The organism is Paraconexibacter sp. AEG42_29, assembly GCF_040581415.1.
Lineage (GTDB): Bacteria > Actinomycetota > Thermoleophilia > Solirubrobacterales > Solirubrobacteraceae > Paraconexibacter.
The window spans coordinates 1,345,710-1,368,835 of record NZ_CP114014.1 but is presented as its reverse complement, the minus strand read 5'-3'; the positions used below and the strand labels follow the sequence as shown (position 1 = coordinate 1,368,835).

The window sequence follows — 23,126 nt, the reverse complement described above, 5'->3', positions numbered from 1 at the left end:
TCGGCGTCGGCCGCGGGGGCCTCCTCCGCGGCGGGAGCGGCCTCGGCCTCGGCGGCCGGGGCGTCGTCCGCCGGGGCGTCCTCGGCCGGAGCCGCGGCCTCGGCGGCCGCAGCGGCCTCGCCGACCGTCGTGACGTCGTCGCCGGCCTCTTCGACCGCGACGTGCGCCGCGTGGTCGCTCGGAGCCTCTTCGATGTGCGGGGCGTCGTGGCCGCCGCTGCCGTCGATGATCTCGTTGGGGGTCTCGTCCTTCGGCGCGAGGCCGAGCACGGCGTTGATCGACAGGCCGCGGATCTCCGCGACCTCCTCCGGCTTGCGCAGCTGCGCGAGCGCGGTGACCGTCGCCTTGACGAGGTTGATGGGGTTCTGCGACCCGAGCGACTTGCTCAGGATGTCGTGGATGCCCGCGAGCTCGAGCACCGCGCGCACGCCACCGCCGGCGATGACGCCGGTACCGGGCGAGGCCGGCTTCAGGAAGACGCGACCCGCGCCGAAGACGCCGAGCGACTCGTGCGTGATCGTCGAGTTGTGCTTCGGGACGCGCATCAGGTTCTTCTTGGCCTGCTCGACGCCCTTCTGGATCGCGAGCGGGACCTCGTTGGCCTTGCCGTAGCCGACGCCGACGACATCGCGCTCGTCACCGACGACGACGAGGGCGGTGAAGGAGAACCGACGACCACCCTTGACGACCTTGGCGACGCGGTTGATCTCGACGACGCGCTCCTGCAGGTCGAGCCCAGCCGGGCTGACGCTGCGATCGATAGCGGTCCTCATACCGTCAATCCTCCTTCGCGAACGCCCTCGGCGAACGCCTTGACACGGCCGTGGTACTGGTAGCCGCCACGGTCGAAGACCGCCGACTCGATGCCCTTGGCCTTGGCCCGGTCCGCAAGGACCTTGCCGGCCTCGGTGGCCTGCTCCATCTTCGGCAGCGTGCGCAACGCGTCCTCGGTCCACTGGACCGAGGCGAGCGTGACGCCCGCGACGTCGTCGACGAGCTGGGCGCTGATGCCCTTGTTGGAGCGGAACACGGAGATGCGGGGACGGACGTCCGACCCCGTGATCTTCGCGCGGACGCGACGGCGGCGCTTGAGGCGCCGCGCAGGCTTGGTGACGACGCTCATGCGCGCTTACCGACCTTCCGGGCGACGTACTCGCCCTCGTACCGCACGCCCTTGCCCTTGTAGGGCTCCGGCTTGCGCTGCTTGCGGATCAGTGCGGCCGTCTCACCGACGACCTGCTTGGAGGCACCCTTCACGACGATGCGCGTGGGGACCGGGACCTCGAACTCGATGCCGTCCGGCGCCGGGATGCTGATGGGGTGCGAGTACCCGAGCGCGAGCTCGAGGTCCTTGCCCTTCAGCACCGCGCGGTACCCGACGCCCTGGATCTCGAGGGTCTTGGTGAACCCCGTGGTGACGCCTTCCACCATGTTGGCGACGAGCGACCGCGTGAGACCGTGCAGGGCACGATGCTCGCCGCGATCCGTCGGGCGGGTGACGATCAGCTCGTCACCCTCGTGCGCGACGGTCATGTCGCGATGGATGCGCTCCTGGAGCTCGCCCTTGGGTCCGTTGACCGTCACGAGCTCAGGCTCGATCGAGATCGACACGGAGGCCGGGACGGGAATGGGCTTACGACCGATACGGGACATGGTCTACCTACCAGACATGGGCCACGACCTCGCCACCGACGCCCGCTTTACGCGCGTCGTGACCGGTCATGACGCCCTTGGACGTCGAGATGATCGCGGTGCCCATGCCGCCCTGGACCTTCGGCAGACGCGCGCTGGGCGCGTAGAACCGCTGGCCGGGACGGGAGACACGCTTCAGGCCGGAGATGGCCGAGCGGCGATCGTCGGTGTACTTGAGCTGGATGCGAATGAGCTCCGCCGGACGGTCGGGCGTCGGCGCGATCTCCTCCCAGGACAGGATGTAGCCCTGCTCCTTGAGGATCTTCGCGAGCTCCTTCTTGAAGGTGGACGCCGGGATGTCGACCGTCTCGTGCGACGCGCGGATGGCGTTGCGGATACGGGTCAGGAAGTCGGCGATGGGGTCGGTCATCGACATGTGATCACCAACTGCTCTTCGTCATGCCGGGGATGTAGCCGTTGTGGGCCATCTCGCGCAGGCAGATGCGGCACAGGCCGAACTTGCGGTACACGGAGCGGGCGCGGCCACAACGGCGGCACCGGGTGTACTCCCGGGTGGAGAACTTGGATCCGCGCGCCTGCTTCACGCGCTGGGACGTCTTGGCCATGGTGCGTCAGGCCTCCGTGGTTTCGGCGGTGATGTAGGGGTTCCCGTCCTTGGTGAACGGGAAGCCGAAGGCCTCGAGCAGCGCGTACGCCTCGGCATCGGTCTTGGCGGTGGTGGTGATCGTGACGTCGAGGCCACGGACCGCATCGATTGCGTCGTAGTCGATCTCCGGGAAGATCGTCTGCTCCTTGATGCCCATCGAGTAGTTGCCGCGCCCGTCGAAGGACGTGAACTTCAGCCCGCGGAAGTCACGCACGCGCGGGAGCGCGACGGACGTCAGCCGGTCGATGAACTCGTAGGCGCGCTCGCGGCGCAGCGTCACCGACGCGCCGACGGGCATGCCCTCGCGGACCTTGAACTGCGCGATCGACTTGCGGGCCAGGCGCGTGTTCGGCTTCTGGCCGGCGATCGTCGCGAGCTGCTCGACGGCGGCCGCGAACTGCTTGTTGTCCTGCTTGGCCTCGCCGAGCCCCATGTTCAGGGTGACCTTGACCAGCTTGGGCGCCATCATCGGCGTCGTGTAGCCGAAGCGCTCGATCAGGGCCGGCTGGATCTCGTCCAGGTAGCGCTGCTTGAGGCGGGCGTTCGTGAGAGTTTGGGACATTCTGTAACCGGGCTCAGTCGAGCTTCTCGCCCGAGCGCTTGGCGACACGGTTGCGCGTGCCACCGTCGCGGGAGATGCCGACGCGGGTCGGCTTCTTGCTCTTCGGGTCGATGAGCTGGACGTTGGAGATGTGGATCGGTGCTTCCTTCTCGACGACGCCACCGGCGGCCTTCACCGGGTCCGTCGACTGCGTGGGGCGCTGGTGGCGCTTGATGATGTTCATCCCCTCGACGTAGACCCGGTTCTTCTTCGGGTCGACGCGCAAGACCTTGCCGGTCTTGCCGCGGTCCTTGCCGCTGATGACGATGACGTCGTCACCGCTGCGGATCTTCAGGGCGGCCATGGGTCAGAGCACCTCCGGGGCGAGCGAGACGATCTTCATGAAGTTGCGATCGCGGAGCTCGCGGGCAACCGGGCCGAAGATGCGCGTCCCGCGCGGGTTGTTCGACGCGTCGATGATGACCGCGGCGTTCTCGTCGAAGGCGATGTACGTGCCGTCCTCACGGCCGAACGACTTCTTCGTCCGGACGACGACGGCCTTGACGACCTCGCCCTTCTTGACCGTGCCCTGGGGCGCGGCCTGCTTGACCGTCGCGGTGATGATGTCCCCCACGCCGGCGTAGCGACGACGGGAGCCGCCGTTCACGCGGATGCAGAGGATCTCCTTGGCGCCGGTGTTGTCGGCGACACGGAGACGGGTCTCGGTCTGGATCACTTCGCACGCTCCAGCACTTCATCGAGGCGCCAACGCTTGGTGGCGCTCATGGGACGGCACTCGATCACGCGGACGAGATCGCCGGTGCCGGCGTCGTTCTTCTCGTCGTGCGCGTGGAGCTTGTGCGTCGAGCGGACGATCTTCTGGTACTTCCGGTGCCGGCGGGCGTCGTCGATGCTGACGGTGATCGTCTTGTCGCCCTTGTCGGACGTGACGATGCCCTGGCGCACCTTCGGCTTGCCGGTGCCCTTCGGCGCGGCGACGGCCTGCTCGACGGGCGGAGCGGCGGCCTTGGCGGCCTTCGCCTTCTCGCGCTCCTGCTCGCGGCGGCGACGGCGGGCGACGGCCTTCTTGGCGCGCGCCTCGGCACGCTCCTCGGGCGTCGCACCACGGCGCTTGCCGCGACGGGCGCGGGCCGCGGCCTTGCGCTCCTTGGGGGTGAGCTGGACGACGGGCTCCGCCTTGGCGGCGGGCTCCGGGGCGGCGGCCGCCTCGGGCGTCTCGTTCTCGGGGGTCTCGGGGGTCTCGTCAGCCATCTCTACGCCTTCGTGTTCTCGTCGAGGCCGCGCTGACGCGCGACCGTGAGGGCACGGGCCAGATCGCGCTTCGCGCTGCGGAGGCCCGCGGTGTTCTCCAGCTCGCCGGTGGCGTGCTGGAAGCGCAGGCCGAAGACCTCTCGGCGCGCCGTCTTGACCTGCTTGATGACCTCGGCGTCGTCGAGGTCGCGGAGTGCCTTGGTATCCATCACTGGCCGTCCTCTCGGAGCACGAACTTGGTGCGGACCGGAAGCTTGCGACCGGCGAGGCGCATCGCCTCACGGGCCAGCGGCTCCGGCACGCCGGCGAGCTCGAAGACCACGCGGCCCGGCTTGACGACCGCGACCCAGCCCTCGGGCGAGCCCTTACCGGAGCCCATGCGGGTCTCGGCGGGCTTCTTCGTGACCGACTTGTCCGGGAAGCAGTTGATCCAGACCTTGCCGCCACGCTTGATCTTGCGGGTCATCGCGATACGAGCCGCTTCGATCTGGCGGTTGGTGAGCCAGCCGGCGTCCAGGACCTTGAGGCCGTAGTCGCCGAACTGCACGGTCGTCTGGGCACGGCTGAGGCCGGCCTTGCGACCGCGGTGCACCTTGCGGTGCTTCACGCGCTTAGGAGCGAGCATTACCGGCCACCTCCGCCGCCGTAGCCGCCGCCGGGACGTCCGCCGCCACCCTGGCCGCCGCGTCCGCCGCCACCCTGGCCGCCTCGGCCGCCAGGTCCACCGGGTCCGCCGCCACGGCCGCCCGGTCCGCCGCCACGGCCACCGGGGCCGCCGGGGCCACCCGGTCCACGGCCACGACCGCCGCCGCCGCGACCGTCACCGCGACCGCCGCCACCGCCGCCGCGACCGTCACGGTCGTCGGCACGCTGCGGTGCGTCGATCTCGGTCAGGTCGACGCCGCTGAAGCCCTCGGGCATGATCTCGCCCTTGTTGATCCAGCACTTCACGCCGATGCGGCCGAAGGTCGTCACGGCCTCGTAGAAGCCGTAGTCGATGTCCGCGCGCATGGTGTGCAGCGGGACGCGACCGTCCGAGTAGGACTCGGTGCGGGCCATCTCGGCGCCGCCGAGCCGGCCGGACACCTGGACCTTGCAGCCCTTGGCGCCCGAGCGCATCGCGCTGGTCAGCGCGCGCTTCATGGCGCGACGGAACGCGACGCGGTTGCGCAGCTGCTCCGCGATCGACTGCGCGACGAGGTTGGCATCGAGCTCGGGACGCTTGATCTCGAGGATGTTCACCTTGACGGACTTGTTCGTGATCTTGTGGAGGTCACGACGCAGGGCATCGACTTCGGAGCCGGACTTGCCGATCACGATGCCGGGCCGCGCGGTGTGGATGTTGATCTCCACATCGTTCGAGTCCTTGCGGATCGTGATCTGCGAGAGACCTGCGTGGCTGAGCTTGCCGACGATGTGGCGCCGGATGGCGACGTCCTCGGCAAGGTAGTCCGCGAAGTTCTTCTCGTTGAACCAGTTCGACTTCCAGTCGTGGATGTACCCCACGCGCATGGACTCGGGATGGACTTTCTGTCCCATGGTCAGTCCTTCGGGGTGAGCTGGATGGTCAGGTGCGAGGTCCGCTTGCGGATCGGCGTCGCGCGGCCCATGGCCCGCGGGCGGAAACGCTTCAGCGTCGGTCCCTCGTCAGCGAACACGGCGACGATCTTGAGGTCGTCCCCGATCAGCTCGTGGTTGTTCTCCGCGTTGGCGACGGCGGACTTCAGGAGCTTCTCCCAGTCCTCCGCAACCGCTCGCGGGGTGTGGGCGAGGATGGCGTAGGCCTCGTCGACGCCCTTGCCGCGGATCTGGTCGCAGACCAGGCGCGCCTTGCGGGCGGACGTCCTCACGTACTTGGCCTGGGCACGCACGACCGGACGCTCACCGCTGTCCGAGCCGCGCTTGCGCACGGGCGCAGACTTCGCTGCCGGAGCCTTCGCAGCGGGCTTCGTCGTGGTGACGGGCTCACTGGGCTTCTCGGTAGCGGGTTCGGGCTGCGGCGCATCTGCGACCGGTTCCTCGACCACGGCGGGCTCCTCGGCGGGAGCCTCCGTCTCGGTCGGGCTCTCCGCGGCGGGAGTCTCCGCGACGGGCGTCTCCTCGACGTCCGCCTCGGTGTTCTTGGGTTCTTCGGTCATCGGCGCTTCCCTGTGTCTGCGTGGCCGCGGTAGGTGCGGGTCGGCGCGAACTCGCCGAGCTTGTGGCCGACCATCGACTCGCTCACGAACACGGGCACGTGCTTGCGGCCGTCGTGGACAGCGATCGTGTGGCCGACCATCTCCGGGAAGATCGTCGAGGCGCGGGACCAGGTCTTCACCATGGTCTTCGTGTTGGCCGTGTTCTGGGCTTCGATGCGCGCCATCAGACGCTCCTCGACCCAGGGGCCCTTCTTGCTTGAGCGGGACATCAGTTCCTAACGCTTGCCCTTGCCGCGCTTGCGGGCGCGGACGATGTGCTTGTCGGACGCCTTGTTCTTCTTCCGGGTGCGGTACCCGAGCGTCGGGACGCCCCACGGGGTGACCGGGTGACGACCGGGGGTCGTCGAGCCCTCGCCGCCGCCGTGCGGGTGGTCCACCGGGTTCATGGCGGTACCACGCGTCTGCGGACGGACGCCCATGTGGCGCTTGCGACCGGCGGTGCCGATCGTCACGTTCTGATGATCGGCGTTGCCGATCGTGCCGACGGTGCCGCGGCACTCGGCGCGGACCAGCCGCATCTCGCCCGAGGGCAGGCGCAGCGTGGCCATGTCGCCGTCCTTGGCCATCAGCTGGATCGACGTGCCGGCGGACCGGCCCATCTGCCCGCCGCGGCCCGGCTGCAGCTCCACGTTGTGGATGACCGTACCGATGGGGAGGTTGGCCAGCGGGAGGCAGTTGCCCACGCTGATCTCCGCCGTCGGGCCGGACATGACGGTCATGCCGACCGTCAGGCGCGCCGGCGCGAGGATGTAGGCCTTGACGCCGTCCGCGTAGTGCAGGAGGGCGATGTAGGCGGTCCGGTTGGGGTCGTACTCGATCGCGGCGACCTTGGCGGGGATCCCGTCGCGGGTCCGCTTGAAGTCGATCTTGCGGTACAGGCGCTTGGCGCCGCCGCCGCGATGGCGGGACGTCTTGCGACCGTTGGAGTTACGACCACCGGACTTCTTCAGGCCCTCGACGAGCGTGCGCTCGGGGGTCGTCTTGGTGATCTCGGCGAAGTCGGGGTACGTCGCGAAGCGGCGTCCCGGGCTCGTCGGCTTGGGCTTGCGGATGGCCATCGTGAATCAACTACCCCTCGAGGCCCTGCAGGCCCTGGAAGATCGGGATGGACTCGCCGGGACGGACCTGCACGATGGCCTTCTTCCAGGAGCGCGTGCGGCCCTTGGTGATGCCACGGCGCTTCGGCTTGGACTTCACCGACGACGTGTTGACGGAGACGACGTGGACCTCGAAGAGCTCTTCGACGGCCTGGCGGATCTCGGTCTTGTGGGCGTCCGGGTGCACGCGGAACGTGTACTTGTCGACGGCGGCGAGCACGTAGCTCTTCTCGCTGACGACCGGACGGATGATGACCTGGGTGGCGTCCATGGCTCTAGGCCTCCTGCTTGGTGCCGTTGGCGCGGGTGGCAAGCTCCGCGAGGGCCTCGGCCGACGCGACGATGTTGGCGGCGCCGATGACGTCGGCGACGCCGACACCCTCGGCGGGGAGCACCGCGCGGACCTGCGCGAGGTTGCGGAACGAGAGCGCGACCTGCGCCTGCGCCTCGGTGAGGATGACGAGCACGGAGCCCTTCACGCCCCAGTCCGCGATCAACTTCGTCGCGGCCTTTGCGGACGGCGTGTCGAACGCCTTCGGGTCGAGGACCGCCAGCGTCTCGCGCTCGGCGTGCACGGAGAGGGCGGACCGCAGCGCGGCCTTCTTCTCCTTGCGGTTGACCTTGAAGGTGTAGTGACGCGGCTGCGGGCCGAAGATCGTTCCGCCGCCGGTCCAGATCGGCGAACGGCTCGAGCCGGCACGGGCGCGGCCGGTGCCCTTCTGGCGCCACGGCTTCGCGCCACCGCCGCGGACGTTGCCGCGGGTCTTGGTGGCGTGGGTGCCCTGACGACGGGCGTTGAGCTCCGCGCGGACCGACTCGTGGACGAGCGGCCCGTTGAACGAGGCGCCGTACGCGTTGTCGTCGAGCTTGACGGGGTCGCCGCCGCTCAGGTTCTTGGCACTAGGCATCGGTACGGACCTCCACCACGCCGTTGCGCGAGCCCGGGACGGAGCCACGCACCAGCAGCAGGTTCTGCGTCGGATCGACCTGAACGATGGTCAGGCCCTTCTGCGTCACGCGCTTGTTGCCCATCTGGCCGGGGCCGCGGATGCCCTTCATCACGCGGGCGGGCCAGGCGGACGCACCGATGGATCCCGGTGCACGCACGTTGTGCGAGCCGTGCGACTTGGGGCCGCTGGCGAAGTTGTGGCGCTTGATCGTGCCCTGGAAGCCCTTGCCCTTGGAGGTGCCGGCGACCTTGACCTTCTGGCCGACCTCGAACGCCTCGACGGTGACGGTCTCTCCGACCATCAGCTCGGCGGCCTCGTCCCGGAACTCCACGACGTGGCGCATCGGGGGCGCGTCGGCCTTCTTCAGATGGCCGAGCTCGGCCTTGGAGAGGTGCTTCTCCTTGGTGGCGCCGAACGCGAGCTGCACGGCGTTGTAGCCGTCCTTCTCCTCGGAGCGGATGGCGGTGACCGGACACGGGCCGGCCTCCAGGACGGTGACCCGCTCGATGCGGCCGTCCTCCATGAAGAGCTGGGTCATGCCCAGTTTCTTGGCGAGAATCGCGGGCATGGCTCAGCCGACCAACTTGATCTCGATGTCGACACCGGCCGGGAGGTGATCCAGGCGCTGCAGCGAGTCGACGGTCTTGGGCGTGGGCTGGTGAATGTCGATCAGCCGCTTGTGGGTGCGGATCTCGAAGTGCTCGCGCGAGTCCTTGTCCTTGAAGGGCGAGCGGATCACGCAGTAGATGTTCTTCTCCGTGGGGAGCGGCACGGGACCGGAGACGGTCGCGCCGGTGCGCGTCGCCGTCTCGACGATCTCCTTGGCCGCGGACTCGATGGCCGACGTGTCGTAGGCCTTGAGTCGGATGCGGATCTTGTTCTGGGTGGCGGTCGCCATGGTGCTGGTGTCTTTCCGTCTGCCGTCTGGTGTTGGCTATGCGCTGGACGTCTGCGCTGTGTCCCTCTGGTCCTGCGGGTGCGGCTTCCGCCGCGGTGCTCCTTTGACGCGCCGAAGGCGGACCCTCCGAACTTCAGGGTCCGCCTCGGCTGCGTGGTGCTTCTCGCTACTTGATGACTTCGGTCACGACGCCCGAGCCGACCGTGCGCCCACCCTCGCGGATGGCGAAGCGGAGGCCCGGATCCATGGCGATCGGCTGGATGAGCTCGATCTCCATCTGGACGTTGTCGCCGGGCATGACCATCTCCGTGCCCTCGGGCAGGTTGGCGACGCCGGTCACGTCCGTCGTACGGAAGTAGAACTGCGGCCGGTAGCCGGTGAAGAACGGCGTGTGACGGCCACCCTCCTCCTTCTTCAGGACGTAGACCTCGGCCTTGTACTTGGTGTGCGGCGTGATCGAGCCGGGCTTGACGAGCACCTGGCCGCGCTCGATGTCCTCGCGCTTGGTGCCACGCAGGAGGCAACCGACGTTGTCGCCGGCCTCGCCGCGGTCGAGGATCTTGCGGAACATCTCGACGCCGGTGACGACCGTGGTGGTCGTGTCGCGGATGCCGACGATCTCGACGTTGTCACCGGTGTTGATGACGCCGGTCTCGATGCGGCCGGTGGCGACGGTGCCACGGCCCGTGATCGAGAAGACGTCCTCGACCGGCATCAGGAACGGCTTGTCGAGGTCACGCTCGGGCTGCGGGATGTAGGTGTCCAGCGCGTCCGCGAGGTCGTAGATCGACTGCTTGTACTGCTCCTCGCCGTTGAGGGCACCCGTTGCCGAGCCCGTGATGAACGGGATGTCGTCGCCGGGGAAGTCGTACATGGACAGCAGCTCGCGCACCTCGACCTCGACGAGCTCCAGGAGCTCCTCGTCGTCGACCATGTCGGCCTTGTTCAGGAACACGACGATGTACGGCACGCCGACCTGACGGGCGAGCAGGATGTGCTCACGCGTCTGGGGCATCGGGCCGTCAGCGGCGGACACGACGAGAATCGCGCCGTCCATCTGGGCCGCGCCGGTGATCATGTTCTTGACGTAGTCGGCGTGCCCGGGGCAGTCGACGTGCGCGTAGTGGCGCGTCTCGGTCTGGTACTCCACGTGGGAGGTCGCGATCGTGATGCCGCGCTCCTTCTCCTCGGGAGCGTTGTCGATCTCCGCGAAGCTCTTGGCCTCGCCGCCCATCTTCTCCGCGAGCACCGTGGTGATGGCCGCGGTGAGCGTGGTCTTGCCGTGGTCGATATGACCGATGGTGCCGACGTTCACGTGCGGCTTGTCGCGCTCGAACTTCTCCTTGGCCACTTCAGTTGCTCCTCTGCGGTTTTGACGGGCGGTCCGCGGTGGGCGAACCAGTGAAGGCTATCTCGATACGGCGTTTTCCTGCGGTCCGGCTAGGGTCACGCCCATGAAGTCGAGCAAAGAAAACGGGCCCCTGAGGCCCGCGCGCACATCAGGAGAATGTCCTGAGGCTGGCGCTATGTGCCCTGGGTCTTCATGGAATCGTGAACCGCTACCGGTGGAAGGGCGTGCGTGAGCGCGCCAGGTCCGGAAGCGACGATGAACGATAGCAGAGGGGCTCGCGCATCCTCGGGACCCTCCCGGACCCCCGAATTCGGCCTGCTCCTGCGTGCTTTCCTGGCCGTCGCGGGGGCCGTCGGCGTGTGCCTCCTGGTGCTCACCACGCGTGCCACGGTCATCCAGATCCGCATCGGCGACGGGGCTGCCGCGCCGGCCGGGATCGACACCACCCTCAACGGCGCCGACCGTCACGGCATCGCGCTGATCGTCGTGGCCGTGTTCGCCGCGATGATGCTCGCCGGCGCCCTGCAGAACGCCGCCCCGGCCGCCTTCGGCCTGGGCGCCGCCGGCGTGATCGCTCTGGGCATCGCGATCCTCGGGGACGCGCGGAACATCCACGACACCGGGATGATCGGCCTCCGTTACGACGACGTGACCGCCGGGGCGGGGACGGGCTTCTACCTCGAGACCCTGGGTGGGGCTCTCTTGCTGATGGCCGGAGGGGGCATGCTGCTGCTGGGAGTGGGCGGCACCACCGCCGAGCAGCCCGCGGTGCCCCGGGCCCGGGCCGGGCGGGGGTCGAGCGCACAGTCCGGGGCGGGGTCGGGGTCGCGGTTCGAGCCCTTCGACGCCGACGTCGACGCCCCGGCATCGCAGTCGTGGCCCGAGCCCACCGACGCCGGCGTCGCGGCGCGGGACGGGGTCCGGGGCGCGGGCGGTTCCGCAAAGGCGGGGCGGCGGGCCAGAGGCAGGACCGTCGGGGGCCGCGCCCAGGCCGAGCGGGACGATTCCGCGGAATCAGGGCGGACGACACGGCCGGCGGAGGTGACCGGCGCGCCCGGTGGCGCGGCCGAACCGGATGCGAGTACGGGGACGCGTGGTTCCGCGCAGTCGGGACGCGGTTGGCGGCAGAAGCTGTCCACGACCCGCGGACCGGCGGCCCGCTCGGCCGGCGATTCCGCGGAATCGGATCGGGGACGCCGTCGGGCGCAGGCGGAGGCCCGTGAAGCCGCGGCGCGCGAAGCTGCCGCCGAACGCCGGGCACAGGAGCGTGCCCGCGCGGACGAGCGCGAGCAACTCGAGCAGCGCGAACGCGAGGCCGCCGCTCGGGCGCAGGCAGGGCACGACGCGGAAGCCCGCGCCGAAGCCGAACGCGCAGCCGAGGCCGAACGCGCAGCCGAGGCCGAACGCGCAGCCGAGGCCGAACGCGCAGCCGAGGCCGAACGCGCAGCCGAGGCCGAACGCGCAGCCGAAGTGCGTGCCGCTGCCGACGCTGTCGCAGCCGCGGAGGCCGAGCGGGCGCGCGTCGACCGTGACCAGAGCTCCGGGGCACCCGCGACGCCGGGCGGCACACCTGGCCCCACCCACGCGCCGGAGGACGGCGGCGCGGCGCCGGACTTCGCGGGCGTCCCGGGCGCGACCGCGAAGGCGCGAGCGGCGAACGCCGCCCGCGCGGCTCGGCGCGCTGCCAGGGAGGCGGCCGGGGCAGCTCCCGCCGCGGCCGACCGGCCTGCTCGGTCGGGCGGACTGCTGGGTCGCCTCGGGAGGCGCGGCGACAGCGCACAGGGTGCCGCGCCCTCCGAGCCGCCGCGCACGCCCCGCGGGGCCGACCCCGGTGCGGAGCCGCGCGACGAACGGCGCCTGGACCCCCATCCTGAGCGCGCGCCGGATCGGGCCGCGGGCACGGCTCCGGCGGGGTCCGGTGCGGGCACACGCCGAGGCGACCAAGCCGGGCCGGGCCCGACGCCGGGCGAGGACACCACCGAGCCCCCGGCCAGGCCCGACGCCGCCGAGTCCCCGGCGGCGAAGCCGCCCGTTCGCGAGTGGTTCACCGACTGACGTGGCGGCCGGTCGCTGAGCGCCAGACCAGGTTCCTCAGCGGGCAGGGGCGCGCTCGGGACCTCGAGGAAGAACGTCAGCGAGGTGGTGCGCCGCCGGCCGGTTGCCGCGAACCCCTTCCGTCGCTCCGGCCCGGAACGACGAACGCCGCCCAAGGGGCGACGCCGGATCCTGCAGTGCTGCGGCGCCCGGTCATCCCGGGCGCGAGCGGACCGCTACCAGCGGTAGTGCGCGAAGGCCTTGTTGGCCTGCGCCATGCGGAAGATGTCGTCCTTGCGCTTGAAGGCGCCGCCCTGGTTGTTGAGGGCGTCCATCAGCTCGTTGGCGAGGCGCTGGGCCATCGTCTTCTCACGGCGCTGACGAGCGAACTCGACGAGCCAGCGGACCGCGAGGGTCTTCGCGCGGCGGGTCGGAACCTCGACCGGCACCTGGTAGGTGGCGCCACCGACGCGGCGGGAACGCACCTCGAGCTGCGGGGTGAGGACCTTGAGGGCCGCCTCGAGCTGCTCGATGGGATCCTTGCCGGTCTTCTCGCCGATGATGGCGAGGGCGTCGTAGACGATCCGCTCGGCGGTCGACTTCTTGCCGTCCAGCATCACCTTGTTGATGACCTGCTGGACCAGACGGGAGCGGTGGACGGCGTCCGGCTCGATCGTCCGGATATGTGCTGCTGCGCGACGGGGCATGCTCTAAGTCTCTTTTCCGAACTACTTCTTCTTGACGCCGTACTGCGACCGCGCCTTCTTGCGGTCGTTGACACCGGAGGCGTCCAGCGTGCCACGCACGACCTTGTAGCGCACACCCGGGAGATCCTTGACGCGGCCGCCACGCACGAGCACGACGGAGTGCTCCTGGAGGTTGTGGCCCTCGCCGGGGATGTAAGCCGTGACCTCGATGCCGCCGGAGATCCGGACACGGCACACCTTGCGGAGCGCGGAGTTCGGCTTCTTGGGCGTGGTCGTGTACACACGGGTGCACACGCCTCGCCGCTGCGGGGCAGCGGTCTTGGTCTTGCGTCCCTTGCCGGACTTCAGACCGGGGGTCGCGAGCTTCTTGGCCTTGGGCTTACGGCCCTTGCGGATCAACTGGGAAGTCGTGGGCATGCGACGGCGGACTGTAGCAACGGAGGGTCTGACAGCGCGGTGCGGTACCGCGGGGGCGTGCAGCGCCTCATGCCGCCCGCCGTCCGCCGCGGCGAGCCGGCGACCGGGACCGCCGGGCCGCCGCGCGTCGGTCCTGGCGATTGGCGGCATCCCGCTCACGCGAGCCGGCCGGCAGGACGGTCCCGCACCGCTCGCAGGGCACCGGTGCGTCCGCCTGGAGCGCCGCCTCGGCGATCTCGAGCACCGGCGGCAAGGCCAGCAGCGGCACGAGCAGTGCCGCCGGCTGACCCGGCAGCACCACGAGCGCCTCCTCCTCCAGCGGCGACGGATCGGTGCCGTCTGCAGGGAGATCGTCGAGGTGGACCAGCACCAGCGAGGCCGTGCCGCCGGCGAGCGCTGCGGCCGCCGAGTGGGCGGCGTCGTCGATCTCATCGAGCGACGGAGGCGCCTGGCCGGGGCCCGTGTCGATCGCGTCCGCGCGGGCCTCGGCCGGCGCCGGGACCGGGATCGGCTCGCGGCAGACGAAGCACCGTGGCGGGCTCGAGCGCCCGCCCTCTTGCTCGTGGAACTGCCGCCGCAGCACCCGCAGACCGCCGTGCAGCGCGTACGCGGGGCCGTCTATTCGCGCGCGACCATCACGCGTCCACGCGTAGATCGTGACCTCGTCGACGGTCGGGGTGGGGCGCGAGGCGTGCGCGCCGGGAGTCAGGATGCCGAACCACATCTGTCCAGGGCACCACGGATCGCCACGTCCGCCCCGGTCCGCGCGAGCAACGGCGCACCCGCCGAGCACTTCCGGCACAGACCGGGGAGCAGCGCGCGCTCAGGCCGGCCCCGACCCGACCGCGGCCAGCGCCGCCTCCGGCGCGGTGAACTCGAGGTCCTGGTCGCGGCCGACCGGCGCGTAGGTCAGCTTGCCCGCCGCCACGTTCAGCCCCGCCATGAAGCCGGGATCGGCACCGAGGGCGGCGTGCACCCCCTGCGTCGCCAGCCGGACCACGTACGGCATCGTGGCGTTCGTCAGCGCATAGGTCGACGTGATCGGCACGGCCCCCGGCATGTTCGCCACGCAGTAGTGGGTGATCCCGTCGACCTCGTAGGTGGGGTCGGTGTGCGTCGTCGCCCGCGAGGTCTCGAAGCACCCGCCCTGGTCGATCGAGACGTCCACCAGGACGGCGTTGCGCTTCATCAGACCGAGCTGCGCCCGCGTGATCACCCGCGGCGCCTTGGCGCCGTGGACGAGCACCGCACCAACGACGAGGTCGACCTCCGGCAGCAGCTCCTCGATCGCCAGCGTCGACGCGTAGACCGTCGACGCACGGTTGTTGAGGATGGTCTCGAGGTCGCGCAACCGGTCGATCGAGCGGTCGAAGACGTAGACCTCGGCGCCCATCCCGATGGCGATCTCGGCCGCGTTCTGCCCCACGACGCCGCCGCCGATCACCATCACCTTGCCGGCCGCGACCCCCGGCACCCCGCCGAGCAGCAGCCCGCGCCCGCCGAGGGGCTTCTCCAGCATGAACGCGCCGGCCTGCGTCGCGATCTTCCCGGCGACCTCGCTCATCGGGGCCAGGAGCGGCAGCCGTCCCCGCGCGTCCTCCACGGTCTCGTAGGCGATGCAGGTCGCCCCCGACGCGATCAGCCCGGCGGTCAGCTCGGGGTCCGGGGCGAGGTGCAGGTAGGTGAACAGCGTGTGTCCCGGCGTCAGGCGCGCGACCTCGACCGGCTGCGGCTCCTTCACCTTCACGATCAGCTCGGCTGCGTCGAACACGGCGTCGGCGTCCGGCAGCACCGTCGCGCCCTGCGCCTCGTAGTCCGCGTCGGCGATGGCCGAGCCGACACCGGCCCCCGACTGCACGAACACCGCGTGGCCGTGCTCGACCAGCTCCCGCACCCCGGCGGGCGTCATGCCCACCCGGTACTCGTCCGTCTTGATCTCGCTGGGGACGCCGACCTTCATGGTGTGTGGACCTCGCTCGTGGTGTCTAGACGCAGGGAGAACGTGCAGCCGCGGGCCTCGAGCTCGGGGAACAGCAGCTCAGGCGTGACCGCGGACTCGACCGGCAGGACGCCGCCGACCGGGCCGAGGGCCCCGCGCGCCAGCAGCCGTGCGACGGCGGCCGCGACGGTCGCCGTCGAGACCGGTCCGCCGCCGAGGCCCCATTCCGCGTGCGGCTGCGTGACGGCGGTCATGGTGACGACGGCCGGCGATCCGCCGCGCAGGCCCGACACCTCGACGTGCTGCGCCGACCAGGTCCGCGGGGACGACGGCACGACCGGGACGTCGGCCACCGGCGTCCCGGCGGCGACCACCTCGCGCAGCGCGGCCTCGACCGTCGGCGCCAGCGCGAGCCGGAAGTCGCAGGCCGCGGCGCCGAGCGTGCCCGGCAGGGTCGCCACCTCGGAGTGCAGCGTGAAGATGGTCGGGCGGTCCCCGATCGGCTCCGGAAAGGCGATGTACCCGCCCGCTGCCAGCGGCTCCAGCGGCGTCGGGAGCCCGTCGCGGACCGTCATCGGCGCCTCGGTCAGCTCGTCGATCAGCGTCTGCAGCGCGTAGGGGACGGCCAGTCCCGGCGGCGGCGTCTCGTCGTGTCCGGCCGACGCGCAGCGGATCGCGTGGACCACGTCGAGCTCGCGGGCGGCCCGCGCGGCCATGACGTTCGTCTTGCCCGGCCCGGCGCCGCAGCCCAGGATCGCGACGAGCCCCGACGCGGCGAACGCCGCGTCCAGTCGCAGCTGCTGCAGGGTGACGTGGTAGAGGCCGCCGAGGTCGACGTAGTTGACGCCGGCCGCCAGCGCCGCGTCCATGGCGGCGAGGTTCACGCGGTAGCTCGCGGCGTTCAGCAGCAGGCCGTGACCCTCGATCGCGAGCGTCAGCGCCTGGCGATCGTGGGCGTCGACGGCGGCGCCGGTGGCGATCCCGCCGCCGTGTGTGGCGGCGACCGCCCGCGCCGCGTCACCGTCGAGGTCCAGCAGCGTCAGCCCGTCGATCCCGGGGGCGTCCGCGAGGTCGCGCACGATCGCCGGGGCGATGATGCCCGCCGCCCCGAGGACCGCGACCCTCACGCCGCGCCCGCCCCGGCCCCGTCCCCGGCGTCCGCGTCCGGTTCCGCGCCGAGCAGCCGGACCCCGCCGGCACCACCGCGACCGTCCGCACCGCCCTCGCCGCTCGCCCGCGTTCCCGTGAGGCCGTTCGCCAGCGCCGGCGCCCGCGGATCCGACCCGGCGGGACGACGCACGGCTATCTCGCGGCCGCGCAGCGCGAGCCAGAACTCGATCCGGTCGCGCGCCGACCCGAGGTCGCGGCCGGTGAGCTCCTCGATCTTCCGGATCCGGTACCGCAGCGTGTGGCGGTGGCAGTACAGCCGGCGCGCGGCGGCCTCCCACTGGCCGTTGCACTCGATGAACGCCTCGAGCGACCGCATGAGCTCGCCGCCATAGTGGCCCTCCCCGCGCTCGATCGGGGCCAGCAGCGAGTCGCAGAACAGCCGCAGCGCGTCCGAGTCCTGCAGCGAGAGCAACAGCTGGAACGACCCGAGGTCGCGGTAGGTCGCAACCCGTGGCGGCGTCCCGGCGCGGACACCGTCCGCGTCCGCGGCCCCCTCGCCGCCGAGCAGCACGGCCTCCATCGCGCACCGCGCCTCGTGGAAGGTCTCGCGCGCACGGCCCGCCGGCACGGCGCGCCCGACACCGGCGTCCGGCGGGCTCGCCGACTGCGCGCTCACGCGCGCGACGATCCGCCCGGCGAGCTCGAAGAGCTCCTCGTCCCCCACGCCCGGCATCAGCGCGCAGACGAGTCCGCCGGTCGCCGCCACCAGGCCGCCGACCGCCTCGTCCCTGAGCGCCGCCGCGACCGCCCCCTCGCAGGCCGCGACCGCGCTCGCGCCCGGCGCCGTCGCCTGGACGACCAGGGCCGTCACGTCCCCGCCCAGCCCGAACGGCTGCAGCCGGCGCGTCAGCTCGGCGCCCTCGACCTCCCCGGACACCAGCGCGTTCAGCACGTCCCCCGCCAGGCGCCGTTCGGTCGTGTCGGCGACCCGGTGGCGCAGCAGCTCCAGCGCCACGACGGTGACGGCCTGGTGCAGGACCAGGCGGTCCAGCTCGGACAGCCCGCCGGCGTCCTTGACGGCGACGAGCCAGGCCTGCGGCACGCCGCCGCGCTCGCTCGCCTCCGTCGCCAGGATCGGCAGGGCGAGGGCCCGCGGGCCCAGGTCGGGGTCGCTCGGGACGAACGCACGGCGTTCGCCGCGGCGCGCGCGGTCGTGCAGCTCGGCGGCGATGCGGGCGACGGCCGGCTCGGGCAGCTCGCGCCGGAACGCGTGCGAGGACATCGGTTCCCCGCGACCGTCGAAGACCAGGGCGGTCCCGCCGACCAGCGCGGCGATCGCCGCCACGATCGCGTCCAGCCCGCGCTCGGAGAGGACGATCCGCTGCAGCCGCTCCTGCGCGGCGATCGACCGCTGCAGGACGGCGTACTGCTCGTTCACCAGGCGGGTGAACGCCTTCTCGGTCACCGCGATGAACGGCTGCTCGTAGGGGATCTCGAGGATCGGGAAGTTCCGCTGCCGGGCGGCGTCGAGCAGCGCGTCCGGGATCGACGCGTGCGCGAAGCCGAGGCCGAACCCGAGGCCCGCCAGCCCGTGGTCGTCGAGCGCGTGCACGAACGCGCGCTGCCCGTCGTCGGTCGAGAGCGCCAGGCCGGTCGTCAGCAGCAGCTCGCCACCGGACAGCCAGGGCGTCGGGTCCTCGAGCTCGGAGATGTGCACCCAGCGCACGGGACGGTCGAGTTGCTCGTCCCCGCTGCGCACGGGGACCTGCAGGTCACGGACCAGGTCGCGGAGCGTCAGCATCGGTCAGGCGAGCATCCGCTTGGAGGCATCTTCGAGCGTCGGCCGCAGGATCGACTCGATCTCCTCGAAGTGCTCCGGACCCGAGATCAGCGGCGGCGAGAGCTGGATGACCGGGTCGCCGCGGTCGTCCGCCCGGCAGATCAGGCCGCGGCGGTAGAGCTCGCCGGAGAGGAAGCCGCGCAGCAGCGACTCGGACTCGTCCTTGGAGAAGGACTGCTTCGTGTCCCGGTCCTTGACGAGCTCGACCGCCTGGAAGTACCCGGCGCCGCGGACGTCGCCGACGATCGGGATGTCGCGCAGGGACTCGAGCATCCCGCGGAACCCGGCCTCGTTGTCACGGACGTTCTCGAGGATGCCCTCCTCCGCGAAGACGTCGAGGTTCGCCATCGCGACGGCGGCGCACATCGGGTGCCCGCCCCACGTGAAGCCGTGGGCGAACGAGGCCGTCCCCTCCAGGAACGGCTCCATCAGCCGGTCGGACGCGATGACCGCGCCCATCGGGGCGTAGGACGACGTCAGGCCCTTCGCCGTCGTGATGATGTCCGGCTGGTAGCCGTAGCGCTCGGCGCCGAAGTACTCGCCGAGGCGTCCCCACGAGCAGATGACCTCGTCGGAGATCAGCAGCACGTCGAGCTCGTCGCAGATCTCGCGGACGCGCTGGAAGTAGCCCTCGGGCGGGGTGAAGCAGCCGCCGGCGTTCTGGACCGGTTCGAGGATGACGGCGGCGACGGTCTCCGGCCCCTCGAAGATGATGCGGTCGCGGATCGACTCGGCGAGCGTCTCGACCCCCTGGCCCTCGGGCAGCCGGTACAGGTTCGTGTTCGGGACGTGGCAGCCCCCCGGCGTGAACGGCTCGAACGGCTGGCGCAGGTTCGTGATGCCGGTGGCGGCGAGGGCGCCCAGCGTGGTGCCGTGGTAGGCGGTCTCCCGGGCGATGAGCTTCGTCTTGTTCGGACTGCCCGTCAGCTTGTGGAACTGGCGGACGAGCTTGATCGCGGTCTCGACGCTCTCGCCGCCGCCGCTCGTGAAGAAGACGCGGTTCAGGTCACCGGGGGCGAGACCCGCGATCCGCGCGGCGAGCTCGATCGCCCGCGGGTGCGCGTAGCTCCAGTTGGTGAAGAACCCGAGCTCCTTGGCCTGGTCGGCCCCGGCCTGCGCGACGTCCGCCCGGCCGTGGCCGATGTTCACGCAGAACAGGGCACTGAGCCCGTCGAAGTACTTCTTCCCGTGCTCGTCCCAGACGTGACAGCCGTCGCCCTTGACGATGATCGGGATCTCGGCGCCGCTCGCGTAGGCCCCCATCCGGCTGAAGTGCATCCACAGATGCCGCTTCGCCAGGTCCTGCAGGTCGCTCGTGGTGTGCGGCTGCGTGGTCGCCATCCGGATCCTCTCCGAGGTCTTTTGTCCGATCTGATGCAGTCGTCATCGCTTTGGACAACAGACCGCCTGCGTCGAGGCTACCCGGGGTGGGGACGGATGGGCATCGGCACATGTGGCCAAGGCCACCCTTGGCGTGTGTCCACAACGGCAGCACGGCTGCACCGGGTTAGGCTCAGGCGGTGTCCCTGAACCACGTACGGCGCGGCTCCGGCGAGCCGCTGGTCCTCGTCCATGGCATCGGCAGCCAATGGCGCATCTGGGAGCCGGTCCTCGACGCGCTCGCACGCGACTTCGACGTGCTCGCGATCGACCTTCCGGGCTTCGGGCACAGCCCCCACGACGGCACGGGGCCGTCCGTGGAGGACCAGGCGGTGCGGGTCGTGCGGTTCTTCGAGGAGGCCGGCATCGAGCTCCCGCACGTGGCGGGCAACTCGATGGGCGGTGCGATCGCCCTCGAGCTCGCGCGGATGGGCGCGGTCCGCAGTGCGACAGCAGTCTCCCCCGCGGGCTTCTGGACCCCGCGCGAGCGTCGCTTCTGCCAGGAGTCCCTGCAGCTCTCCCGCAAGCTGCTCGCGGGGATCGCCCCGGTGCTGCCGGCCCTGCTGCGCAGTCCGGCGGGCCGCACCGCGCTGCTGCGGCAGCTCGTGTGGCGCCCTTGGCTGATGGACGGCGAGGCGGCGCTCGACCACATGGACCTGCTGACGAAGGCGCCCGCGTTCGACGCCTGCTGCGCGGCCTTCGCCGACTACACCTTCCACGACGCCGAGCAGCTGAGCGGCGTCCCGGTGACGATCGCCTGGGGCGACTACGACCTGCTGCTGCTCACCCGCCAGCGCGAGCGGGCGCGGCGGGTGCTTCCCGGCGCACGCCACGTGCCCCTCCCCGGCTGCGGCCACGCGCCGTTCAGCGACGACCCGGAACTGCTCGCGTCGGTGCTGCGTTCGGGCGCGCACAGCGCGGCCTGAGCGCTCCCGTCGGGGAAATCCTGCCGGGGGACGGGCGGGACGCCGGTATAACACCGGCATGGGCGAGCCGAAACTGGGGACGAAGTTCGGCGGCTACCGCCTCGATGCGGTGGCGGGACGCGGCGGGATGGGGGTCGTCTACCGCGCGACGCAGGAGGGCCTGGACCGGACCGTCGCCCTCAAGCTGATCGCCGGCGACCTGGCGACCGACCCGGGCTTCCGCGAGCGGTTCGTGCGCGAGTCGCGCCTGACCGCGTCGATCGACCACCCGAACGTCATCCCGGTCTACGAGGCCGGGGAGCTCGACGGGCAGCTGTTCATCGCCATGCGCTACGTCGACGGCACCGACCTCAGCGAGATGATCCTGTCCAGTCCGGAGGGCCTCGCCGCCGAGCGCGCGACCGGGCTCGTCGCCCAGGTCGCCGCCGCATTGGACGCGGCCCACCGGCGGGGGCTTGTCCACCGCGACGTCAAGCCGGCCAACGTCCTCGTGACGGTCGAGGACGGCGAGCACGTCTACCTCACCGACTTCGGGCTCACGACGGCCGCGGGGGACGGCGAGAACCTCACCCGCACCGGGCTCTTCGTCGGCACGCTGTCGTACATCTCGCCTGAGCAGATCCAGGGCACCCAGGCGTCCGCCGCGTCCGACGTCTACGCCCTCGGCTGCGTGCTGTGGCACGCGCTGACGGGCGCGGCGCCGTTCCAGCGCGGGACCGATGTCGCCACGATGTACGCGCACGTCCACGACGCGGTGCCGCGGCTCTCGGAGGCCCGGGCCGGGCTGCCGGACGCCCTGGACGCCGTCCTCGAGCGTGCGCTCGCGAAGGACCCGGCGGACCGCTACGCGTCGGCCGGTGAGCTGGGGCGGGCTGCGGTGGCGGCGACGGGCGGCGGGACCGGGGGAACCTCAGCGGGTGCGGGCCCCGGGGTCGCCTCCGGCGCGGGCGTCGGTACAGGCGCTGCTGCCGCTGCGGCGGACAGCGCGACGGGAGCGGGCGGCGAGGACGACGCAGGCGGGTCCGGCGCGGACGGGTCCGGCGACGGCGGACGACGGCGGCGAGTCGCGCTCGGGGTGGCGCTGCCCGCGGTCCTCGGCGTGCTGATCGTCGCCGCCGTCCTGGCCGCGACCGGCGTCGTCGGGGGTGGCGGGGACGACGACACCGCGACTACGCCGGCCCAGGCGTCGACACCACCGGCGACGACCACCGGCGCCACGGCCACCGGGACCACCACCGGCACCACCGCGGCCGACCCGGACGCGGAGCCCGCCACCCCGGCCACGCCCGCGGCGACGATCGACGTCGGCAAGGGACCCGAGGGGATCGGCGTCGACGGCAGCAACGTCTTCGTGGTCAACGTCGGCGACTCGACGCTCGCCCGGATCGACGCCGGGACGAACACGGTCGTCGGCGACCCGATCGACGTCGGCGGCAACCCGGACTCGGTCGCGGTCGGCAAGGGCGTCGTCTGGACCACCTCGACGAAGGAGGGCTTCGTCCGGCGGGTCGACGCGGGCGGCAAGGTCCCGGTCGCCGGCCGCAAGATACCGGTCGGCAAGGACCCGGAGGGCGTCTCGATCGGCAAGCAGCTCGTGTGGGTCGTGAACTCGGGGGACGACACGGTCCAGCGGATCGACCGCGCGACACCGGTCCTCGTCGGCGGGCCGATCGGCGTCGGCAAGAAGCCGGCAGGGGTGTTCGTCGGCGAGTCGACGGTGTGGATCGCGAACTCGGGCGACGACACCGTCACGCGGCTCGACGTCAGCGACACGAGCACGATCGGCCGGCCGATCCCGGTCGGCAAGGACCCGCGGTCCGTGGTCGAGGGCGAGAAGACGGTCTGGGTGGCCAACAGCGGCGACGACACCGTGACCCGCATCGACAAGGTCACCGGCAAGGTCGTCGGCGCCCCGATCCCGGTGGGCGGCGAGCCGCGCGAGCTCGTCCTGGGGTTCGGCTCGCTGTGGGTCACCAACACCGCGGACAGCACGGTCACGCGCATCCTGGCGGGCACGGGGCGGGTCGTCGGCTCGCCGATTCCCGTCGGGTCCAAGCCGGCCGGGATCGCGGTCGGCGCGGACTCGGTGTGGGTCTCGAACGCCGGCGACGGCACCGTCACCCGGATCGACCCGGGGACCTGACGCACGGCGGACAAGGGTGAGTGG

At 71.4% G+C, this 23,126-nt stretch carries 29 protein-coding genes and 1 pseudogene; 3 read left to right on the top strand and 27 right to left on the bottom strand.

Going from position 1 to position 23,126, the window contains the following annotated elements; translation table 11 throughout:
- Positions 1-275: 275 nt before the first annotated feature.
- The 20 genes and pseudogenes from rpsE to tuf form a co-directional block, all read right to left on the bottom strand.
- A pseudogene (rpsE, locus tag DSM112329_RS06615) lies at positions 276-773 on the bottom strand (30S ribosomal protein S5); the annotation flags it as partial.
- A complete protein-coding gene (gene rplR / locus DSM112329_RS06610; protein ID WP_354701019.1) occupies positions 770-1,123 on the bottom strand; it encodes a 50S ribosomal protein L18 in 354 nt (117 codons plus the stop codon). The gene rplR and the pseudogene rpsE, both read right to left, overlap by 4 nt.
- Positions 1,120-1,653, bottom strand: coding sequence for a 50S ribosomal protein L6 (rplF, locus tag DSM112329_RS06605; RefSeq protein ID WP_354701018.1), 534 nt, complete (start codon positions 1,651-1,653; stop codon positions 1,120-1,122). The genes rplR and rplF overlap by 4 nt, the downstream gene beginning before the upstream one ends.
- A gap of 7 nt (positions 1,654-1,660) precedes the next feature.
- A complete protein-coding gene (rpsH, locus tag DSM112329_RS06600) occupies positions 1,661-2,068 on the bottom strand; it encodes a 30S ribosomal protein S8 (RefSeq protein WP_354701017.1) in 408 nt (135 codons plus the stop codon).
- Between the two features lie 4 nt (positions 2,069-2,072).
- Positions 2,073-2,258: a type Z 30S ribosomal protein S14 gene (locus tag DSM112329_RS06595; RefSeq protein WP_254572231.1), complete on the bottom strand. Its 186-nt coding sequence runs from the start codon at positions 2,256-2,258 to the stop codon at positions 2,073-2,075.
- 6 nt (positions 2,259-2,264) lie between these two features.
- Entirely contained in the window at positions 2,265-2,861 is a 597-nt protein-coding gene (gene rplE / locus DSM112329_RS06590; protein WP_354701016.1) for a 50S ribosomal protein L5, read from the bottom strand.
- A 13-nt stretch (positions 2,862-2,874) separates the two neighbouring features.
- Positions 2,875-3,204, bottom strand: a complete 330-nt coding sequence (rplX, locus tag DSM112329_RS06585; RefSeq protein WP_354701015.1) for a 50S ribosomal protein L24 — start codon at positions 3,202-3,204, stop codon at positions 2,875-2,877.
- A 3-nt stretch (positions 3,205-3,207) separates the two neighbouring features.
- Positions 3,208-3,576 (bottom strand): 50S ribosomal protein L14, encoded by a 369-nt coding sequence (gene rplN / locus DSM112329_RS06580; RefSeq protein ID WP_354701014.1) that lies wholly within the window; start codon positions 3,574-3,576, stop codon positions 3,208-3,210.
- Positions 3,573-4,112, bottom strand: coding sequence for a 30S ribosomal protein S17 (gene rpsQ, locus DSM112329_RS06575; protein WP_354701013.1), 540 nt, complete (start codon positions 4,110-4,112; stop codon positions 3,573-3,575). The genes rplN and rpsQ overlap by 4 nt, the downstream gene beginning before the upstream one ends.
- Before the next feature lie 2 nt (positions 4,113-4,114).
- Positions 4,115-4,321 carry a 50S ribosomal protein L29 gene (gene rpmC / locus DSM112329_RS06570; RefSeq protein WP_354701012.1) on the bottom strand — a complete coding sequence of 69 codons (207 nt, stop codon included), beginning with the start codon at positions 4,319-4,321 and terminating at the stop codon, positions 4,115-4,117.
- Entirely contained in the window at positions 4,321-4,737 is a 417-nt protein-coding gene (gene rplP, locus DSM112329_RS06565) for a 50S ribosomal protein L16 (RefSeq protein ID WP_354701011.1), read from the bottom strand. Before rplP ends, rpmC begins: the two co-directional genes overlap by 1 nt.
- Entirely contained in the window at positions 4,737-5,651 is a 915-nt protein-coding gene (rpsC, locus tag DSM112329_RS06560; protein WP_354701010.1) for a 30S ribosomal protein S3, read from the bottom strand. Before rpsC ends, rplP begins: the two co-directional genes overlap by 1 nt.
- A 2-nt stretch (positions 5,652-5,653) precedes the next feature.
- Positions 5,654-5,983 carry a 50S ribosomal protein L22 gene (gene rplV, locus DSM112329_RS06555; protein ID WP_354702449.1) on the bottom strand — a complete coding sequence of 110 codons (330 nt, stop codon included), beginning with the start codon at positions 5,981-5,983 and terminating at the stop codon, positions 5,654-5,656.
- Between the two features lie 263 nt (positions 5,984-6,246).
- Positions 6,247-6,519 carry a 30S ribosomal protein S19 gene (gene rpsS, locus DSM112329_RS06550; protein WP_354701009.1) on the bottom strand — a complete coding sequence of 91 codons (273 nt, stop codon included), beginning with the start codon at positions 6,517-6,519 and terminating at the stop codon, positions 6,247-6,249.
- Between the two features lie 6 nt (positions 6,520-6,525).
- Positions 6,526-7,368 carry a 50S ribosomal protein L2 gene (gene rplB / locus DSM112329_RS06545; RefSeq protein ID WP_354701008.1) on the bottom strand — a complete coding sequence of 281 codons (843 nt, stop codon included), beginning with the start codon at positions 7,366-7,368 and terminating at the stop codon, positions 6,526-6,528.
- Positions 7,369-7,378: 10 nt separating this feature from the next.
- Positions 7,379-7,678, bottom strand: a complete 300-nt coding sequence (rplW, locus tag DSM112329_RS06540) for a 50S ribosomal protein L23 (protein WP_354701007.1) — start codon at positions 7,676-7,678, stop codon at positions 7,379-7,381.
- A gap of 4 nt (positions 7,679-7,682) precedes the next feature.
- Positions 7,683-8,315 carry a 50S ribosomal protein L4 gene (rplD, locus tag DSM112329_RS06535; protein ID WP_354701006.1) on the bottom strand — a complete coding sequence of 211 codons (633 nt, stop codon included), beginning with the start codon at positions 8,313-8,315 and terminating at the stop codon, positions 7,683-7,685.
- Positions 8,308-8,925: a 50S ribosomal protein L3 gene (gene rplC, locus DSM112329_RS06530; protein ID WP_354701005.1), complete on the bottom strand. Its 618-nt coding sequence runs from the start codon at positions 8,923-8,925 to the stop codon at positions 8,308-8,310. Before rplC ends, rplD begins: the two co-directional genes overlap by 8 nt.
- 3 nt (positions 8,926-8,928) lie before the next feature.
- The gene (rpsJ, locus tag DSM112329_RS06525; protein ID WP_254572222.1) at positions 8,929-9,255 is read right to left on the bottom strand and encodes a 30S ribosomal protein S10; all 327 of its coding nucleotides are present in this window, start codon (positions 9,253-9,255) and stop codon (positions 8,929-8,931) included.
- Positions 9,256-9,421: 166 nt separating this feature from the next.
- Positions 9,422-10,606 (bottom strand): elongation factor Tu, encoded by a 1,185-nt coding sequence (gene tuf, locus DSM112329_RS06520; protein ID WP_354701004.1) that lies wholly within the window; start codon positions 10,604-10,606, stop codon positions 9,422-9,424.
- Between the two features lie 369 nt (positions 10,607-10,975).
- On the opposite strand from tuf, the gene DSM112329_RS06515 reads away from it, so the two are divergent.
- Positions 10,976-12,661, top strand: coding sequence for a hypothetical protein (locus tag DSM112329_RS06515; RefSeq protein WP_354701003.1), 1,686 nt, complete (start codon positions 10,976-10,978; stop codon positions 12,659-12,661).
- Between the two features lie 215 nt (positions 12,662-12,876).
- On the opposite strand, the gene rpsG is transcribed toward DSM112329_RS06515, so the two are convergent.
- From rpsG to DSM112329_RS06480, 7 genes are all read right to left on the bottom strand, one after another.
- The gene (gene rpsG, locus DSM112329_RS06510; RefSeq protein ID WP_354701002.1) at positions 12,877-13,347 is read right to left on the bottom strand and encodes a 30S ribosomal protein S7; all 471 of its coding nucleotides are present in this window, start codon (positions 13,345-13,347) and stop codon (positions 12,877-12,879) included.
- Positions 13,348-13,368: 21 nt separating this feature from the next.
- Positions 13,369-13,764 carry a 30S ribosomal protein S12 gene (gene rpsL / locus DSM112329_RS06505; RefSeq protein WP_354701001.1) on the bottom strand — a complete coding sequence of 132 codons (396 nt, stop codon included), beginning with the start codon at positions 13,762-13,764 and terminating at the stop codon, positions 13,369-13,371.
- A gap of 67 nt (positions 13,765-13,831) precedes the next feature.
- Positions 13,832-14,488 (bottom strand): hypothetical protein, encoded by a 657-nt coding sequence (locus tag DSM112329_RS06500; protein ID WP_354701000.1) that lies wholly within the window; start codon positions 14,486-14,488, stop codon positions 13,832-13,834.
- A gap of 99 nt (positions 14,489-14,587) precedes the next feature.
- A complete protein-coding gene (gene ald, locus DSM112329_RS06495) occupies positions 14,588-15,724 on the bottom strand; it encodes an alanine dehydrogenase (RefSeq protein ID WP_354700999.1) in 1,137 nt (378 codons plus the stop codon).
- Complete coding sequence (locus tag DSM112329_RS06490) at positions 15,721-16,830, bottom strand: saccharopine dehydrogenase NADP-binding domain-containing protein (protein ID WP_354700998.1); 1,110 nt, start codon at positions 16,828-16,830, stop codon at positions 15,721-15,723. Before DSM112329_RS06490 ends, ald begins: the two co-directional genes overlap by 4 nt.
- A complete protein-coding gene (locus tag DSM112329_RS06485; protein ID WP_354700997.1) occupies positions 16,827-18,614 on the bottom strand; it encodes a PucR family transcriptional regulator ligand-binding domain-containing protein in 1,788 nt (595 codons plus the stop codon). The genes DSM112329_RS06490 and DSM112329_RS06485 overlap by 4 nt, the downstream gene beginning before the upstream one ends.
- A 3-nt stretch (positions 18,615-18,617) precedes the next feature.
- Complete coding sequence (locus tag DSM112329_RS06480) at positions 18,618-19,994, bottom strand: aspartate aminotransferase family protein (RefSeq protein ID WP_354700996.1); 1,377 nt, start codon at positions 19,992-19,994, stop codon at positions 18,618-18,620.
- A 179-nt stretch (positions 19,995-20,173) separates the two neighbouring features.
- Here DSM112329_RS06480 and DSM112329_RS06475 point away from each other — a divergent pair, with 179 nt between their 5' ends.
- Positions 20,174-20,959, top strand: coding sequence for an alpha/beta hydrolase (locus tag DSM112329_RS06475; protein WP_354700995.1), 786 nt, complete (start codon positions 20,174-20,176; stop codon positions 20,957-20,959).
- A 58-nt stretch (positions 20,960-21,017) separates the two neighbouring features.
- The gene (locus DSM112329_RS06470) at positions 21,018-23,102 is read left to right on the top strand and encodes a protein kinase (RefSeq protein WP_354700994.1); all 2,085 of its coding nucleotides are present in this window, start codon (positions 21,018-21,020) and stop codon (positions 23,100-23,102) included.
- Positions 23,103-23,126: the final 24 nt, after the last annotated feature.

Bases quoted from the DNA above. Each gene is read 5' to 3' on its own strand.
- rplD (WP_354701006.1), bottom strand. From the start codon at position 8,315: ATGCCTAGTGCCAAGAACCTGAGCGGCGGCGACCCCGTCAAGCTCGAC.
- DSM112329_RS06595 (WP_254572231.1), bottom strand. From the start codon at position 2,258: ATGGCCAAGACGTCCCAGCGCGTGAAGCAGGCGCGCGGATCCAAGTTC.
- rplR (WP_354701019.1), bottom strand. From the start codon at position 1,123: ATGAGCGTCGTCACCAAGCCTGCGCGGCGCCTCAAGCGCCGCCGTCGC.
- rplF (WP_354701018.1), bottom strand. From the start codon at position 1,653: ATGTCCCGTATCGGTCGTAAGCCCATTCCCGTCCCGGCCTCCGTGTCG.
- rplW (WP_354701007.1), bottom strand. From the start codon at position 7,678: ATGGACGCCACCCAGGTCATCATCCGTCCGGTCGTCAGCGAGAAGAGC.
- DSM112329_RS06500 (WP_354701000.1), bottom strand. From the start codon at position 14,488: ATGTGGTTCGGCATCCTGACTCCCGGCGCGCACGCCTCGCGCCCCACC.
- rplX (WP_354701015.1), bottom strand. From the start codon at position 3,204: ATGGCCGCCCTGAAGATCCGCAGCGGTGACGACGTCATCGTCATCAGC.
- DSM112329_RS06480 (WP_354700996.1), bottom strand. From the start codon at position 19,994: ATGGCGACCACGCAGCCGCACACCACGAGCGACCTGCAGGACCTGGCG.
- rpsH (WP_354701017.1), bottom strand. From the start codon at position 2,068: ATGTCGATGACCGACCCCATCGCCGACTTCCTGACCCGTATCCGCAAC.
- rpmC (WP_354701012.1), bottom strand. From the start codon at position 4,321: ATGGATACCAAGGCACTCCGCGACCTCGACGACGCCGAGGTCATCAAG.
- rpsC (WP_354701010.1), bottom strand. From the start codon at position 5,651: ATGGGACAGAAAGTCCATCCCGAGTCCATGCGCGTGGGGTACATCCAC.
- rpsJ (WP_254572222.1), bottom strand. From the start codon at position 9,255: ATGGCGACCGCCACCCAGAACAAGATCCGCATCCGACTCAAGGCCTAC.
- rplP (WP_354701011.1), bottom strand. From the start codon at position 4,737: ATGCTCGCTCCTAAGCGCGTGAAGCACCGCAAGGTGCACCGCGGTCGC.
- DSM112329_RS06485 (WP_354700997.1), bottom strand. From the start codon at position 18,614: ATGCTGACGCTCCGCGACCTGGTCCGTGACCTGCAGGTCCCCGTGCGC.
- rpsG (WP_354701002.1), bottom strand. From the start codon at position 13,347: ATGCCCCGTCGCGCAGCAGCACATATCCGGACGATCGAGCCGGACGCC.
- rplB (WP_354701008.1), bottom strand. From the start codon at position 7,368: ATGGCCATCCGCAAGCCCAAGCCGACGAGCCCGGGACGCCGCTTCGCG.
- DSM112329_RS06470 (WP_354700994.1), top strand. From the start codon at position 21,018: ATGGGCGAGCCGAAACTGGGGACGAAGTTCGGCGGCTACCGCCTCGAT.
- rplE (WP_354701016.1), bottom strand. From the start codon at position 2,861: ATGTCCCAAACTCTCACGAACGCCCGCCTCAAGCAGCGCTACCTGGAC.
- rpsS (WP_354701009.1), bottom strand. From the start codon at position 6,519: ATGTCCCGCTCAAGCAAGAAGGGCCCCTGGGTCGAGGAGCGTCTGATG.
- ald (WP_354700999.1), bottom strand. From the start codon at position 15,724: ATGAAGGTCGGCGTCCCCAGCGAGATCAAGACGGACGAGTACCGGGTG.
- rpsL (WP_354701001.1), bottom strand. From the start codon at position 13,764: ATGCCCACGACTTCCCAGTTGATCCGCAAGGGCCGTAAGCCCAAGGCC.
- rplC (WP_354701005.1), bottom strand. From the start codon at position 8,925: ATGCCCGCGATTCTCGCCAAGAAACTGGGCATGACCCAGCTCTTCATG.
- rpsQ (WP_354701013.1), bottom strand. From the start codon at position 4,112: ATGGCTGACGAGACCCCCGAGACCCCCGAGAACGAGACGCCCGAGGCG.